The sequence below is a fragment of the Mycobacterium adipatum genome (genome assembly GCF_001644575.1).
Lineage (GTDB): Bacteria > Actinomycetota > Actinomycetes > Mycobacteriales > Mycobacteriaceae > Mycobacterium > Mycobacterium adipatum.
Genome location: NZ_CP015596.1, coordinates 3,590,970 through 3,605,119, shown reverse-complemented (window position 1 = coordinate 3,605,119; position 14,150 = coordinate 3,590,970). Strand labels below are relative to the sequence as shown.

The following is a 14,150-nucleotide window of genomic DNA, read 5'->3' as shown; positions in this document are numbered from 1 at the left end:
GAGTCAATCTACCTAAGAACCCTGGGTGCCTCAGGTCGTGGGCGTGACGTCACACCAGCGCAGCGAGGCGATAGTGTCCGTTGCCATGCCCGCGTTGACACCGGCCGAGATCAGCGCGATCGACACCGCGCACATCTGGCACCCGTACAGCACCATCGGTGCCGGGGCGATGCCCCCGGTGGTCGCGGTGGCCGCCAAGGGCGCCTGGCTGACCTTGGTGCACGACGGAAACTCCGTGCGGGTGATCGACGCCATGAGTTCCTGGTGGACGGCGGTGCACGGGCACGGCCACCCCCGTCTGGACGCCGCGATGACCGCCCAGCTGGCCACCATGAACCACGTCATGTTCGGCGGTTTGACCCATGAACCGGCGGCCAGGCTTGCGCAGTTGCTCGTCGAGATCACACCGGACGGTCTGGACTCGGTGTTCTTCAGCGACTCGGGGTCGGTGGCCGTCGAGGTGGCCGCGAAGATGGCGCTGCAGTACTGGCGCAGCCGCGGGCGGCCGGCCAAGCACCGGCTGATGACGTGGCGCGGCGGCTATCACGGGGACACCTTCACCCCGATGAGCGTCTGCGACCCGGACGGCGGGATGCACTCGATCTGGTCCGATGTCCTGGTCCGGCAGGTGTTCGCCCCGCAGGTACCCGCCGGGTACGACCCGGACTATGTCGCGGTGTTCGAGCGTCACCTCGCCGAGCACGCCGACGAGCTGGCGGCGGTGATCGTGGAGCCGGTGGTCCAGGGGGCCGGGGGAATGCGTTTCCACGATCCGCGCTATCTCGCCGACCTGCGGCGACTGTGTGACGCCCACGGCGTGCTGCTCATCTTCGACGAGATCGCCACCGGGTTCGGGCGCACCGGGGAGCTGTTCGCCGCCGACCATGCCGGCGTCAGCCCCGACATCATGTGCGTCGGCAAGGCCCTTACCGGCGGCTACGTGACGCTCGCCGCGACCATGTGTACCGCGCACATCGCGGCGACCATCAGTGCGGGGGAGCCCGGGGCGCTGATGCACGGGCCCACCTTCATGGCCAACGCGCTGGCCTGCGCGGTCTCGGTGGCCGCCGTCGAACTGCTGCTCGACGGCGACTGGCGGGTCCGGGTGCGCGAGATCGAGTCCGGATTGCGGGCCGGGCTCCAGCCGGCGCGAGCGCTGCCCGGCGTTGCCGATGTGCGGGTGCTGGGCGCCATCGGCGTGATCGAGATGCGCGAACCGGTCGACATGGCCGTGGCCACCCGGACGGCCATCGAGCACGGCCTGTGGCTACGGCCGTTCGGCAAGCTGGTGTATGCGATGCCGCCGTTCATCTGCACCGCCGAGGAGATCGCGCAGATCGGTGCCGGGATGGTCGCCGTCGCCAATGCACTAACGCCGATGCACTAACCTGAACAGCACTGACCTGAACACCGTTCAAGTGTCGAAAGGAAGTGCTGTGCCGCGCACCGGTCTCTCCCCGCTGGCCTGGCTCGCCGATGTCGAGACGCAGCGCCGCGCGCAGGGCCTGCGGCGATCCCTGCGGGTGCGCCCGCCGGTGGGCACCGAGCTCGATCTCGCCTCCAACGACTATCTCGGGCTGTCCCAGCATCCGGCGGTGCTCGAAGGCGGCGTCGAGGCGCTGCGTACCTGGGGTGCCGGGGCCGGCGGCTCGCGATTGGTCACCGGGAACACCGAACTGCACGAGGAGCTCGAGGCCGCGCTCGCGGCGTTCACCGGCGCCGAGTCGGCTCTGGTGTTCTCCTCGGGATACACCGCCAATATCGGCGCGGTCGTCGCGCTGACCGGGCCCGGCGCACTGCTGGTCTCCGATGCGCTCACCCATGCCTCCCTGGTGGATGCCTGCCGGCTGTCACGCGCGCGCGTCGCGGTGACACCGCACCTCGACATCGCCGCCGTCGACGCGGCGCTGTCCGGTCGCGCCGAGGAACGCGCGGTCGTGGTCACCGAATCGGTGTTCAGCACCGACGGTGCCCTGGCCCCGCTGCGTGACCTGCACGAGGTGTGCCGCCGAAACGGAGCGCTGCTGGTGGTCGACGAGGCGCACGGGCTCGGGGTCCGCGGCGCCGGCGGTCAGGGTCTGCTGCACGAGGTCGGCCTGGCCGGCGCGCCGGACATCGTCATGACCACCACCCTGTCCAAGTCGCTGGGCAGCCAGGGCGGTGCCGTGCTGGGTCCCGCCGCGGTCCGAGCGCACCTCATCGATGCGGCCCGCACCTTCATCTTCGACACCGGTCTGGCGCCGGCCGCCGTCGGTGCCGCGCTGGCCGCCCTGCGGGTGCTGGTGGATCAGCCGCAGCTGGCGGCCGCGGTGCTGGCGCGCGCCGCCGAACTCGCGCGGATCTGCGATGTGGCCGAGGAACCCACCTCGGCGGTCGTCTCGGTGATCCTCGGTGACCCCGAGGTGGCCGTCGCCGCCGCCGCGGCCTGCCTGGAACGGGGGGTGCGGGTGGGCTGTTTCCGGCCGCCGTCGGTGCCGGCCGGCACCTCGCGGCTGCGGCTGACCGCCCGCGCCGCGCTCACCGATGACGAGATCGCGCTGGCGGCCCGGGTGCTCGCCGAGGTTCTCGGCCTCGCGCAATGAGTGTGCTGGTGGTGACCGGCACCGATACCGGGGTCGGCAAGACGGTGACGACGGCGGCGCTGGCCGCGGCGGCCCGGCGGGCCGGTATCGATGTGGCGGTGTGCAAACCGGTGCAGACGGGATTTGCGGACGGCGACGACGATCTCGGTGAGGTGCGCCGGTTGTCCGGGGTCGACGCGCTGCACGGGGTGTGGCGTTATCCCGAGCCGTTGGCGCCGGTGGCCGCGGCGTCGCGAGCCGGCCTGGCGCTGCCGACCCGCGACGAACTGCTGGCGTCGGTGCGTACCGCGGATGCGCCGGGGCGCTTGACCATCGTCGAGGGCGCCGGTGGTCTGCTCGTCGAGATGGGCGCCGACGGGGTCACTGTGCGCGATATCGCCGCCGCGCTGTCCGCGCCGGTCCTGGTGGTGGTGTCGCCGGGCCTGGGCACCCTCAACCACACCGCATTGACCCTGGAATCCCTTGCCGGACAGGGTATTCGGTCAGCAGGATTGGTCGTCGGCTCCTGGCCGCGCGAACCCGGGATCGCCGAGCAGGGCAACCGGGAGGCGCTGGCGGCGCTGGCCGATGTGCGCGCGGTGCTGCCCGAGGGCGCCGCGACCCTGTCCCCGGCGGACTTCCAGGCGCTCAGCGCCGAGGCCTTCGACAGGAACTGGATCGCGAGCCTGGTGTCCTCGTGGTGCACTCGATCGAACTGACCCTCGACGCCGCCGCCGACGCCGCCGTCCGCGATCTGTGGCGGGGGATTGCCGAGACCGGGGTGCGCAGTCAGGCCGCGCACCGTTCGCCGACCAACCGCCCGCACGTCACCCTGACCGTCGCGGCGCAGATATCCGATGCGGTCGCGTCCGATCTGGCACCGGTTGCGGCGGGGCTTCCGCTGGCCTGCCGGCTGGGGGCGCCGATGATCTTCGGACGCGGTCCCTACACCCTGGTGCTGCTGGTCATCCCGTCGGCCGAGTTACTCGATCTGCACGCGCAGGTGAACCGAATCTGCCGGCCGCACATGTCCTCCGGTCCGCTGGGGCACACCATGGCGGGGCAGTGGACGCCCCATGTGACGCTGGCCCGGCGGGTCGATGCCGGTCTGCTGGAGCGGGCGTTGCGCGCGGTGTGCACCGGTGCGGACATCGAGGGTGCGTTCGCGGGGTTACGGCACTGGGACGGCGATGCCCGTCAGGAGCACCCGATTTCGGTGTCCGGCTGACCGCGATTCGCCGCGTCCCGGTGTACCGCCATGCCGTCGATGAGCAGTGTGAGGCCGAACGCGAAACGCTGCCCGACGTCCTCGGCGAGCGCCGACTGACTCTCCGGCAGGTCCGCGCCGGCGGCGTCCCATTGCAGCCGGGATTGTTCATCGACGGTGAAGCCCAGCACGTAGTACACGACGGTGCGGGCCGCCAACTCGGCGTGCGCGGCGTCGACGCCGGACTGTGCCGCGGCCTCGGCGAGTCGTGCCACGACGTGCGTCATCGCCTCGGACTGGCCCGCGGCGAAGCTGGCCGAAACCAGTTCGGCGCCGTCGGTGTGCGACAGCAACGCATCACGCAGCCGGTGGCAGTCCGCGCCGACGCGGTCGCGCCAGTGGTCGGTGGATTGCCCAGAGCGCGCGGCGGGCGCCAGGATCCGGTCGGCCACCGCACCGAGCAGTTCCTGTTTGTTGGCGAAATGCCAGTAGAGCGCACCCGGGCTGACACCGAGTTCGCGCGCCAGTCGGCGCATGGTCAGGTCGGCGATCCCGAAATTGTCCAGGATCGCCGTGGCGGCGTCGACGAGGTCACGTTTGTGCAGCTGCACGCAGGTAGCCTAACCTGAACACCGTTCAATGGTCAGCAGCGAGGGAGACGTACCGGTGACGGACATTCTGGTTCAGGCGCGCGAGCAGGTCTTGGAGCGCGGCGTCGGCCTCGATCAGGAGCAGACCCTGGCGGTGCTGCAACTGCCCGACGATCAGCTCGACGCGCTGCTCGAACTGGCCCACGACGTCCGGATGAAGTGGTGCGGTCCCGATGTCGAGGTCGAGGGCATCATCAGCCTCAAGACCGGCGGTTGCCCCGAGGACTGCCACTTCTGTTCGCAGTCCGGTCTTTTCGCTTCTCCGGTGCGCAGCGCATGGCTGGACATCCCGAGCCTGGTGGAGGCCGCCAAGCAGACCGCCAAGACCGGTGCCACCGAATTCTGCATCGTCGCCGCGGTGCGCGGCCCGGACGAGCGGTTGCTCGCACAGGTCGCCGCCGGTATCGAGGCCATCCGCAACGAGGTCGACATCCAGATCGCCTGCTCGCTGGGCATGCTGACCGAGGAGCAGGTGCAGCGCCTCGCCGAGATGGGGGTGCACCGCTACAACCACAACCTGGAGACGGCCCGGTCGTTCTTCACCAATGTCGTGACCACCCACACCTGGGAAGAGCGCTGGGACACTCTGCGCATGGTCCGCGAGGCCGGCATGGAGGTCTGCTGTGGCGGCATCCTGGGCATGGGTGAGACGCTGGAGCAGCGTGCCGAGTTCGCCGCCAACCTGGCCGAGCTGAACCCGCACGAGGTACCGCTGAACTTCCTGAACCCGCGCCCGGGCACACCGTTCGGGGACCTCGAGGTGCTGCCGGCCAGCGATGCCCTGCGCGCTGTCGCCGCGTTCCGCCTTGCGCTGCCACGCACCATGCTGCGCTTCGCCGGCGGCCGCGAGATCACCCTCGGCGATCTCGGCGCCAAGCAGGGCATCCTGGGCGGTATCAACGCCGTCATCGTCGGCAACTACCTGACCACGCTGGGCCGGCCGGCCGAGGCTGACCTGGAACTGCTCGACGATCTGCAGATGCCGATCAAGGCGCTCAACGCGACGCTGTAGAACTGTTGGTGATGATCGACGAAACCCAGGCACTACCCGCACCCGTCGGGGCCGGTGCCTACAACGTCTACACCGGCGCGGCGGCAGGTACCGTCATCCCGACCGCCGCCCAGCTCGGGCTGGAGCCGCCACGGTTCTGCGCCGCATGCGGCCGACGGATGATCGTCCAGGTCCGCCCGACCGGCTGGTGGGCGAAGTGCTCGCGGCACGGTCAGGTCGACTCCACCGACCTGGACACCCGGCGATGATGGATCTGCCTGCGGCGCCGACTCTTTCGGCGCGGGCGGCGGCCGTTCGGGTATTCCTGGGGCTGCTCGGCGTCGGTGTGCTGGTCGGCGCGCTATGGGCGTGGCTGGCGCCCCCGATCCAGGGCGTGATCGCGCTGACCCGCGCCGGTGAGCGGGTGCGGGCCTACCTGGGCAACGATTCCGACCACCTCTTCCTGGGGGCGTTCCTGCAGGTCGGCCTGCTCGCGGTGGTTGCCGTGGTGGCGACGGTGGGCCTCTGGCAGTGGCGGGCCCACCGCGGGCCCGGCCAGGTGCTGGCACTGGCCGCCGGCATGGCGGCGGCCGCCGGCGCGGCCGCCGGTGTCGGTGCGATGTTGGTGCACTGGCGCTACGGCAGCATCGATGTGGCGGCCGCGCCGGTCTCGGAGGCCAATCGGGTGCACTACGTGACGGAAGCACCCGCGGTGTTCTTCGGGCACGGGCCGTTGGTGATCGCCGCGGGCATCCTGTTGCCCGCCGCGGTGGCCGCCCTGACCTACGCCCTGCTGACGGCCGCCACCTCCCGCGATGACCTCGGCGCCTGGCCGCCGGTGCAGTACGCCGGGACGTACCCCCCGGTCGCGGTCGCCGTGGCACCGGCCGTCGATCCTGCGCAAACGTAGCCCCCACAGCGGCAAGACGCGGCGGTAGATTGACGCGCGCACAGCCGCGTCAGGAGCACATGACGGCTGCGCTCATGACCCGTGAGTGAGGACCGCGATGCCGCTGCTGGAATACATGTCGACGCCGCCGTGGCTGCAGGCCTCCCGTCGCCGCGTGGTCGAGCGCATCCCGCTGACCACCATGCGGCACCTGCTCTACCTCTCGATGATCCGCAAGCGCGGCAATTTCACCGATCCGCAGACCTTCAACGAGAAGGTGAACTGGCGGATCTTCAACGATCGGCGGGACCGGATCGTGAAGGCCTGCGACAAGATGTGGATGAAGGAGATGGCCCGGGACGCCTATCCGAGTGCCGATCTGCGCATCCCGGCCACCTATTGGTCCGGCACCGATCTGCGCGAGGCCCCCGATCTGACAACGCTCCCGCCGTGGGTTCTCAAACCCAATGCCAGCAGTGGGCGCGCGCTGTTCGGGCCTGATCCGCAGACGGATCTGGCCGACCTGCTCCGCCAGACCAGTACCTGGTTCGACGAGACGCCGCTGGAGTTGGGCGAATGGGGCTACAGCCAGGCCCGGCCGCAGCTGCTGCTGGAGGAGCGCATCCCGACCCCGGACGGCCGGCCGCCGGTGGACTACAAGTTCTTCGTCTTCGACGGCCGCATCGAGTTGATCCAGGTCAACCGCGGCAGATTCGGGAAACAGCAGACCGCGACCTTTTTTGATGCGCACTGGCGCCGGCTGCCGGTGCGCTGGCGGATTCAGCCGGTGACCGACGAGCAGCGGCCCGCCGAGCTGGACAAGATGATGGAGGTCGCCCGTGCCCTGGGGGCCGGCTGGGACTTCATCCGCGTCGACCTCTACGCCGTGGACGGCGAGGTCTGGTTCGGTGAGTACACCCCGTACCCGGGCAGTGGGCTGCTGCGCTATCAGCCGATGAGCTTCGATCTGGAGCAGGGGCGGCAATGGCAGCTGCCGAGCCTGGACGAGGTGCAGCGGGGCCGGCCCTGAGCAGCTAGCGGTCGAGCTCGGACAACGGCAGGCGATGCACCTTGCGGCCGGTCAGCACCTTGGCGGTGATCACGGCCAGACGCGCCATCCCCTTGTAGGTCGACGGATTGAACAGTGTCGGCCACTTGGTGCGCAGCAGGTGCTCGCCGAGCGGGCGGGCGGCGAAGCGATCGGAGAGCCAGCGCAGCGCCATCGGTGCCGACATCGGATGCAGCAGCAGGTGCTCGCTGAACATGTCGCGGTGATAGGTGACATGCGCGCCACCGGAGGCATAGGTCTCGGCCAACTCGTCGATGCCGTCCACCGAGATGATCTCGTCGTGGACGGCCTGGATGATCAGCACCGGCGGGGTGGGCACCGCCACCCCGAGCTTGATATCGGCGAAGACGTGCTGCACCTCGGGGGTGGACAGGATCTGCTCCAGGGGCTGATCGAGCAGGTCGCCCATGTCGGTGCGCCATAGCCGGACGATGGCCTCGACGGTCGTCATGTGATGCAACCGCTCCAACAGGGCCCGTCCGCTCTCGCTGGCATGTTCGGCGATGATGCGTTGCAGACCGGGATAGACATCGGCGAGTGCGGCGACCACCAGCGCGGGCAGGGCCGAGGCGAAGGTCCCGTTGAGCTTGCGGAAGGTGCGGCCCAGGTCGCCCACCGGCGAGCCCAGGACCGCGCCGACGATATTGAGCTCGGGGGCGTAGGAACCGCTCATCTCGGCGGCCCAGGCGCTGGCCAATCCGCCACCGGAGTAGCCCCACAACCCGATCGGCGCCATCTGCGACAGCGTCAGTTGTTCGGAGCTGATCGCCGCGCGCAGCCCGTCGAGGACGCGGTAGCCGGGCTCGTACGGGGTGCCCCAGGCGCCGCTGACGCCCTCGTGATCGGGCACCGACACCGCCCAGCCCTCCGCCACGGCGGCGGCCACGAGCAGCATCTCGAACTGGGGCACCGCGCCGGGCGCCACCGCGTGGCGACGCAGCGCGTAGGACGGGAAGCACCGCGAGGAGATGGCGTCGATCGCACACTGATAGGAGACCACCGGGCAGATGCGCTCCGGTCCGCGGTCGACGGGGATCACCACGGTGGTGGCGGCGGCTTCGGGATTGCCGTTCATGTCCATGGTCCGGTACAGCAGCTGCACCGCGCGAACCTGTTGCGGGATCAGACCGAGAAATGCCAGCTCGACATCGCGGCTGCGCAGCACGGTGCCCGGGGCGGCGTGCTGGAAGCCGGACGGCGCGACGTAAAAGGGATCATCCTTGGGCAACTGCGGACGGGCGGAGCGGTCCAGCGGCTGGTGGGGGACGGCTCCGATCCATTCGGCGTCGGGCGCGGCCGCAGTGCTGCCAAAGTCCATCCGGGCATTGTTCCCTAAGAAGGGTCTAAGAAGCCACCCGACTCACCCGGGGGGACGCAACGCGGCGAATTCGTCGGTGACCCGGTAGCGCGATTCGGTGAACCGGTACAGCGCCGCCGGACGGCCCCCGCTGCGCCCCGAGCGTGCGGTCGTCCCGGTCCTGGTGATGACATTGCGGCGCTCGAGCACCCGTTGCAGATTGGTCACGTCGACCGGGTGCCCGAGCGCGGCACTGTAGATGTCACGAAGCGTCGACAGCGCGAATTCCTTTGGCGCCAAGGCAAACCCGATGTTCGTGTAGGACAGTTTCGCGATCAGCCGGGAACATGCGTTGGCCACCATGGTGCCGTGGTCGAAGGCCATCGGCGGCAGGGCCGACACCGGGTGCCAGCGGGTGTCCGGCGGCAGCTCCGGGGTGGCGGGGGAGGGCACCAGGCCCAGGAAGGTGGAGGCGATGGTGCGCGGGCCCGGCACCCGCTGGGGATCGGAGAACACCGCCAACTGCTCCAAGTGGGCCAGTTCGCGCAGGTCGACCTTCTCCGCGAGTTGACGCCGCACTGAACTGATCATGTCCTCGTCATGTCGTAGCCGCCCACCCGGCAGGGACCAGGCGCCGCGCTGAGGATCCATCGCGCGCTCCCACAGCAGCACGCTGAGCTGCGGATTCTTGGTGTCCAGCCGGCGAACCTGGAGCACGACGGCGAGCACTTCGTGGTCGGTGCTACCATGAGCCATGTTTTCGATTGTAAGTCGAAAACCTCGGTTGGCAAAAAGGAGACTGCCATGACGGTCCTGGATCGCACAGGTGCTCGCCCCGGCGAAACCAGCAGTGTGCTCGCCTCGCGCATCGTCGACGGGCCCGGCGGCTACGCCGGCGTGGTGGGCGACGCGCAGTGGGCGGCGGAGGTGCGCCGGCTGGCGAAACTGCGCAATGCCACGCTGCTCGCGCACAACTACCAGCTGCCCGCCATCCAGGATGTCGCCGACCACGTGGGCGATTCGCTGGCGCTGTCCCGCATCGCCGCCGAGGCGCCGGAGGACACCATCGTGTTCTGCGGGGTGCACTTCATGGCCGAGACCGCCAAGATCCTCGCGCCCACCAAGACGGTGCTGATCCCCGATCAGCGGGCCGGCTGCTCGCTGGCCGACTCGATCACCGCCGAGCAACTGCAGGCATGGAAGGACGAGTTCCCGGACGCCGTGGTGGTGTCCTATGTGAACACCACCGCGGCGGTCAAGGCGCTCACCGACATCTGCTGCACCTCCTCCAATGCGGTGGAGGTGGTGGCCTCCATCCCGGAGGATCGCACGGTGCTGTTCTGCCCGGACCAGTTCCTGGGCGCGCACGTGCGGCGCGTCACCGGCCGTAAGAACCTGCACATCTGGGCCGGCGAATGCCACGTGCACGCCGGGATCAACGGCGACGAACTGGCCGAGCAGGCCCGCACGCATCCGGATGCCGAACTGTTCGTGCACCCCGAATGCGGTTGTGCCACATCGGCGTTGTACCTGGCCGGCGAGGGTGCGGTGCCCGAGGACCGGGTGAAGATCCTGTCCACCGGGGGCATGCTCGACGCGGCCCGCGAGACCAACGCCCGTCAGGTGCTGGTGGCCACCGAGGTCGGCATGCTGCACCAGTTGCGCCGCGCCGCACCCGATGTGGACTTCCTGGCCGTCAACGACCGCGCCTCGTGTGGATACATGAAGATGATCACCCCGGCCGCGCTGTTGCGGTGCCTGGTCGAGGGCGCCGATGAGGTGCACGTCGATCTGGAGACCGCGACACTGGCGCAGGCCAGCGTGCAGCGCATGATCGAGATCGGGCAGCCCGGCGGCGGGGAATGACCAGCGCTTCCTGCGGGGGAGCCGGCTACTGGCAGCAGCGCGCCGATGTCGTCGTCATCGGCACCGGGGTGGCCGGTCTGGTGGCGGCCCTGGCCGCCGTCCGGGAGGGCCGAAAGGTCGTGGTGCTGAGCAAGATCGCCGAGACCGCCACGTTCTACGCCCAGGGCGGTATCGCGGTCGTGTTGCCCGATGCGCTGCGCGCCGACGGAGACTCGGTGTCCGCGCACGTCGCTGACACCCTGGCCGCCGGCGGCGGGCTGTGCGACGCCGACGCCGTGCGGTCCATCGTCGCCGACGGGTACGCGGCCGTCGCCGACCTCGTCGACGCCGGCGCCCGGTTCGACGAGGCCGCGCCGGGACACTGGTCGCTGACCCGCGAGGGCGGGCACAGCCGGCGCCGAATCATCCACGCCGGCGGCGACGCCACCGGCGCCGAGGTGCAGCGCGCGCTCGATCACGCCGCCACCCACCTCGACATCCGGCGCAACCACGTCGCGCTGCAGATCTGCCACGACGGCGACCAGGTGACCGGCGTGCTGGTGCACAGCTCCGACGGGCCCGGGGTGGTGCACGCACCCTCGGTGATCCTGGCCACCGGCGGGCTCGGGCACCTCTACGCCGCGACCACCAATCCCGACGGTTCCACCGGTGACGGGGTGGCCCTCGCCCTCCAGGCGGGACTGCGCGTCACCGATATCGAGTTCATCCAGTTTCACCCCACGATGCTGTATTCGGGCGGTGCCGGTGGGCGCCGCCCGCTGATCACCGAGGCGTTGCGCGGTGAGGGGGCACGGCTGGTCGACCGGCGCGGCGGTTCCGTCACCGCCGGGGTGCACCCGCTCGGCGACCTGGCCCCCCGTGACGTGGTTGCGGCCGCCATCGATGCCCGGCTGCGCGAAACCGGGGACCCCTGCGTCTATCTCGACGCCACCGGCATCGAGGATGTGCGCGGGCGTTTCCCGACCGTCACGGCGGCCTGTCTGGCCGCCGGCATCGACCCGGCCGTCCACCCGATCCCGGTGGTGCCCGGGGCGCACTACAGCTGCGGTGGGGTGCACACCGACGTGCACGGGCGTACCGATCTGCCGGGGCTGTTCGCCGCCGGTGAGGTGGCGCGCACCGGTATGCACGGGGCGAACCGGTTGGCCTCCAACAGCCTGCTGGAGGGTCTGGTCGTCGGCGGCCGGGCCGGTCGTGCCGCATCCGCCCATGCCGGGCAGTCCGGTCCGACCACCGCGGTCGCGCCGGCGGCCGTGCGCCTGCCGGTGCTGGCGCGCCCCGCACTGCAGCACGCGATGAGCCGGCACGCGTCGGTGGTACGCGACGCCGACGGGCTGGTGCGGTTGGCGGGCATGCTCGCCGACGCGCCGCGGCGCCTGGTCACCGACCGTGGCGGTGCCGAGGACGCCGCGCTCACCCTGACCGCGCGGGCCATCGCCGCGGCGGCCCTGGCGCGCACCGAATCCCGCGGCTGCCACCATCGCGCCGATCACCCGGAAACCGATGCCGCGCAGGCGTTCAGCATCTCGGTGCGCACCGACACCACCGCCGATCCCGTCGTCACCGCGCCGCAGGTGGCCGGCTGATGACGGCTATGACACAAGGAGCACAGGTGAGCTCAACAGCACTGTCGGCCGGCGAGCTCGAGGAGGCCAAGGCGGTGATCGCCCGCGCCCTGGAAGAGGACCTGCGCTACGGGCCGGACATCACCACCCTGGCCACTGTCGCGGCCGACGCCACCACGACGGCGACGATGGCCACCCGGGAACCCGGTGTCGTCGCCGGTGTCGACCTCGCCTTGCTGGTGCTCGACGAGGTGCTCGGCGCCGACGGGTACACCGTGGCCGAGCGGGTGCGCGACGGTGCCCGCGTGCAGGCCGGTCAGCCGCTGCTGCGGCTCACCGCGCCGACGCGGGGACTGTTGACCGCCGAGCGCACGATGCTCAACCTGGTGTGTCACCTGTCGGGTATCGCGACCGCGACGGCGCGCTGGGTGGATGCCGTCGAGGGCACCGGTGCCAAGATCCGGGACACCCGCAAGACGCTGGCCGGGTTGCGGATGCTGCAGAAGTACGCGGTCCGCGTCGGCGGCGGCGTGAATCACCGGATGGGGCTGGGGGACGCCGCGCTGATCAAGGACAACCACGTGGCGGCGGCGGGTTCGGTGCTGGCCGCCCTGAGTGCCGTGCGCGCGGCCGCGCCGGATCTGCCGTGTGAGGTCGAGGTCGACTCGCTCGAGCAACTCGACGACGTGCTGGGCGCCGACGTGGAACTGGTGCTGCTGGACAATTTCCCGGTCTGGCAGACCCAGGTCGCGGTGCAACGTCGTGACACCCGTTCACCGGGAACGAAACTCGAATCCTCGGGCGGGCTGTCGCTGGAGTCCGCCGCCGACTATGCCGGCACCGGCGTCGACTACCTGGCCGTCGGGGCACTGACCCACTCGGTGCGGGTGCTCGATATCGGCCTGGACACCTGATCAGGCGGGCGTGCCGCGGCGCACCAGGGACAGCACGACGGCGGCCGCCGCGAACATCGTGGCGACGACCCGGTTGAGGATGGTCTGCTGGCGCGCGTTGTGCAGCCAGTGCATCAGCCGGCCGGCCAGTCCGGTGTAGAAGCCCATCACCACGATGTCGACGACGATCATCGTCAGCCCGATGGCCAGATACTGCGGCAGCAACGGCGCCGCCGGCACCACGAACTGCGGCAGCGCTGCCAGGAAGAACACCAGTCCCTTCGGGTTGGTGGCGTTGACCAGGAATCCGCGTGCCACCAGCCCGCGGCGGCTGCTGCCGGTCGCGGTGTCGAGTTGTTCGCGCAGATCGCGCGGGGCGGTGCGCCACTGCCGGAAGGCCAGGTAGGCCAGGTAGGCCACCCCGAGCCACTTGATCACGGTGAACGCCAGCGCCGATGCCGCGACGACCGCGCCGACACCGGCGGCCACCAGCACCAGCTGCAGCATCAGGCCGATCTCCAGGCCCAGCACGCTCCACCAGCCGCGCCGCAGCCCATCGGTCATCCCGGTGGCCATCGACTGCACCGCGCCCGGGCCGGGCGCGATGCTGATCAGAATCGCCGCGCCGAGGAACGCCAACCACACCTGCCAGGTCATGCCAGCAGTGTCGCAGGCGCGGTCAACCGATATTTCCGGCGATATCGGCGACGAAGACCCCGGACCTGCGGGCCATCGTGCGCGCGAGGAACGGCAGCGAGGGATCCTTCGTGCCGGCGGGCAGGACCCGCGGGTTCACCAGATGCAGGTTCTTGCGCGACACCACGATGTCGGCTTCACCCGCGGCCAGCACGTTCTTCACCCAGTTCGTCTTGCCGTGGATCAGCCCGATGGCCAGGGTGTTGCCCTTGCGGTAGGCCGTCACCGGGGTCTCGTAGGCGGTGCCGGAGGTCCGCCCGGTGTGCTTGATCACACTCATCCCGGGCAGCTTCCTGCTGATCGGTGTCATCAGCGGGTTGATGTACTTGATCTGGAAACTCTCCAGCGCCGGCGGCACCAGCATCGGCACGCCGGAGGCGTTGTTGGGATGGTGTTTACGTGACGATGACGCGGACATGACGGCTCCCGAATTCGATTTGGCCTGCTCTGGGACAATAGACGGCGT

General features: G+C 70.2%; 16 protein-coding genes. 11 read left to right on the top strand and 5 right to left on the bottom strand.

What is annotated here, in order from left to right; all coding sequences use genetic code 11:
• Window positions 1-85 precede the first annotated feature (85 nt).
• Genes A7U43_RS17120 through A7U43_RS17105 form a run of 4 tightly spaced genes read left to right on the top strand, consistent with a single transcriptional unit; the run spans window position 86 to window position 3,789 of the window.
• On the top strand, window positions 86-1,387 hold the full coding sequence (locus A7U43_RS17120) for an adenosylmethionine--8-amino-7-oxononanoate transaminase (RefSeq protein ID WP_067997630.1): 1,302 nt from the start codon (window positions 86-88) through the stop codon (window positions 1,385-1,387).
• A gap of 49 nt (window positions 1,388-1,436) precedes the next feature.
• The gene (locus A7U43_RS17115) at window positions 1,437-2,582 is read left to right on the top strand and encodes an 8-amino-7-oxononanoate synthase (protein ID WP_067997628.1); all 1,146 of its coding nucleotides are present in this window, start codon (window positions 1,437-1,439) and stop codon (window positions 2,580-2,582) included.
• On the top strand, window positions 2,579-3,280 hold the full coding sequence (bioD, locus tag A7U43_RS17110) for a dethiobiotin synthase (RefSeq protein ID WP_067997624.1): 702 nt from the start codon (window positions 2,579-2,581) through the stop codon (window positions 3,278-3,280). The genes A7U43_RS17115 and bioD overlap by 4 nt, the downstream gene beginning before the upstream one ends.
• A complete protein-coding gene (locus A7U43_RS17105; protein ID WP_067997622.1) occupies window positions 3,259-3,789 on the top strand; it encodes a 2'-5' RNA ligase family protein in 531 nt (176 codons plus the stop codon). The genes bioD and A7U43_RS17105 overlap by 22 nt, the downstream gene beginning before the upstream one ends.
• Here A7U43_RS17105 and A7U43_RS17100 read toward each other — a convergent pair.
• Window positions 3,759-4,379, bottom strand: a complete 621-nt coding sequence (locus tag A7U43_RS17100) for a TetR family transcriptional regulator (RefSeq protein WP_067997618.1) — start codon at window positions 4,377-4,379, stop codon at window positions 3,759-3,761. The two genes, A7U43_RS17105 and A7U43_RS17100, sit on opposite strands and share 31 nt — an antisense overlap.
• Window positions 4,380-4,434: 55 nt before the next feature.
• Here A7U43_RS17100 and bioB point away from each other — a divergent pair, with 55 nt between their 5' ends.
• The 4 genes from bioB (at window position 4,435) to A7U43_RS17080 (ending at window position 7,328) form a co-directional block, all read left to right on the top strand.
• Window positions 4,435-5,430, top strand: coding sequence for a biotin synthase BioB (gene bioB / locus A7U43_RS17095; RefSeq protein WP_068002961.1), 996 nt, complete (start codon window positions 4,435-4,437; stop codon window positions 5,428-5,430).
• Between the two features lie 11 nt (window positions 5,431-5,441).
• Window positions 5,442-5,678 (top strand): biotin synthase auxiliary protein BsaP, encoded by a 237-nt coding sequence (bsaP, locus tag A7U43_RS17090; protein ID WP_068002958.1) that lies wholly within the window; start codon window positions 5,442-5,444, stop codon window positions 5,676-5,678.
• On the top strand, window positions 5,678-6,319 hold the full coding sequence (locus A7U43_RS17085) for a DUF2567 domain-containing protein (protein WP_067997615.1): 642 nt from the start codon (window positions 5,678-5,680) through the stop codon (window positions 6,317-6,319). Before bsaP ends, A7U43_RS17085 begins: the two co-directional genes overlap by 1 nt.
• Before the next feature lie 97 nt (window positions 6,320-6,416).
• Window positions 6,417-7,328: an ATP-grasp fold amidoligase family protein gene (locus A7U43_RS17080; RefSeq protein ID WP_067997611.1), complete on the top strand. Its 912-nt coding sequence runs from the start codon at window positions 6,417-6,419 to the stop codon at window positions 7,326-7,328.
• A 4-nt stretch (window positions 7,329-7,332) separates the two neighbouring features.
• Here A7U43_RS17080 and A7U43_RS17075 read toward each other — a convergent pair whose 3' ends face one another.
• Both A7U43_RS17075 and A7U43_RS17070 read right to left on the bottom strand, forming a co-directional pair.
• The gene (locus A7U43_RS17075; protein ID WP_067997608.1) at window positions 7,333-8,685 is read right to left on the bottom strand and encodes a lipase family protein; all 1,353 of its coding nucleotides are present in this window, start codon (window positions 8,683-8,685) and stop codon (window positions 7,333-7,335) included.
• A 42-nt stretch (window positions 8,686-8,727) separates the two neighbouring features.
• A complete protein-coding gene (locus A7U43_RS17070; RefSeq protein WP_067997605.1) occupies window positions 8,728-9,420 on the bottom strand; it encodes an NUDIX hydrolase in 693 nt (230 codons plus the stop codon).
• A gap of 48 nt (window positions 9,421-9,468) precedes the next feature.
• Between A7U43_RS17070 and nadA the strand changes: the two genes are divergently transcribed.
• From nadA to nadC, 3 genes are read left to right on the top strand one after another with little or no spacing between them, the layout of a single operon-like run.
• Window positions 9,469-10,530 carry a quinolinate synthase NadA gene (gene nadA / locus A7U43_RS17065; RefSeq protein WP_067997602.1) on the top strand — a complete coding sequence of 354 codons (1,062 nt, stop codon included), beginning with the start codon at window positions 9,469-9,471 and terminating at the stop codon, window positions 10,528-10,530.
• A complete protein-coding gene (locus A7U43_RS17060) occupies window positions 10,527-12,116 on the top strand; it encodes an L-aspartate oxidase (RefSeq protein WP_067997599.1) in 1,590 nt (529 codons plus the stop codon). The genes nadA and A7U43_RS17060 overlap by 4 nt, the downstream gene beginning before the upstream one ends.
• A gap of 8 nt (window positions 12,117-12,124) precedes the next feature.
• Window positions 12,125-13,009, top strand: a complete 885-nt coding sequence (gene nadC / locus A7U43_RS17055; RefSeq protein WP_068002955.1) for a carboxylating nicotinate-nucleotide diphosphorylase — start codon at window positions 12,125-12,127, stop codon at window positions 13,007-13,009.
• On the opposite strand, the gene A7U43_RS17050 is transcribed toward nadC, so the two are convergent.
• Complete coding sequence (locus tag A7U43_RS17050) at window positions 13,010-13,645, bottom strand: LysE family transporter (protein WP_067997596.1); 636 nt, start codon at window positions 13,643-13,645, stop codon at window positions 13,010-13,012.
• A gap of 22 nt (window positions 13,646-13,667) precedes the next feature.
• On the bottom strand, window positions 13,668-14,102 hold the full coding sequence (locus A7U43_RS17045) for a nitroreductase family deazaflavin-dependent oxidoreductase (protein ID WP_067997592.1): 435 nt from the start codon (window positions 14,100-14,102) through the stop codon (window positions 13,668-13,670).
• Window positions 14,103-14,150 lie beyond the last annotated feature (48 nt).

Coding starts and splice junctions, on each gene's coding strand:
- A7U43_RS17045 (WP_067997592.1), bottom strand. CDS start 14,102: ATGTCCGCGTCATCGTCACGTAAACACCATCCCAACAACGCCTCCGGC.
- A7U43_RS17060 (WP_067997599.1), top strand. CDS start 10,527: ATGACCAGCGCTTCCTGCGGGGGAGCCGGCTACTGGCAGCAGCGCGCC.
- nadC (WP_068002955.1), top strand. CDS start 12,125: ATGACACAAGGAGCACAGGTGAGCTCAACAGCACTGTCGGCCGGCGAG.
- A7U43_RS17080 (WP_067997611.1), top strand. CDS start 6,417: ATGCCGCTGCTGGAATACATGTCGACGCCGCCGTGGCTGCAGGCCTCC.
- A7U43_RS17085 (WP_067997615.1), top strand. CDS start 5,678: ATGGATCTGCCTGCGGCGCCGACTCTTTCGGCGCGGGCGGCGGCCGTT.
- bioD (WP_067997624.1), top strand. CDS start 2,579: ATGAGTGTGCTGGTGGTGACCGGCACCGATACCGGGGTCGGCAAGACG.
- A7U43_RS17075 (WP_067997608.1), bottom strand. CDS start 8,685: ATGGACTTTGGCAGCACTGCGGCCGCGCCCGACGCCGAATGGATCGGA.
- A7U43_RS17120 (WP_067997630.1), top strand. CDS start 86: ATGCCCGCGTTGACACCGGCCGAGATCAGCGCGATCGACACCGCGCAC.
- nadA (WP_067997602.1), top strand. CDS start 9,469: ATGACGGTCCTGGATCGCACAGGTGCTCGCCCCGGCGAAACCAGCAGT.
- A7U43_RS17050 (WP_067997596.1), bottom strand. CDS start 13,645: ATGACCTGGCAGGTGTGGTTGGCGTTCCTCGGCGCGGCGATTCTGATC.
- A7U43_RS17070 (WP_067997605.1), bottom strand. CDS start 9,420: ATGGCTCATGGTAGCACCGACCACGAAGTGCTCGCCGTCGTGCTCCAG.
- bsaP (WP_068002958.1), top strand. CDS start 5,442: ATGATCGACGAAACCCAGGCACTACCCGCACCCGTCGGGGCCGGTGCC.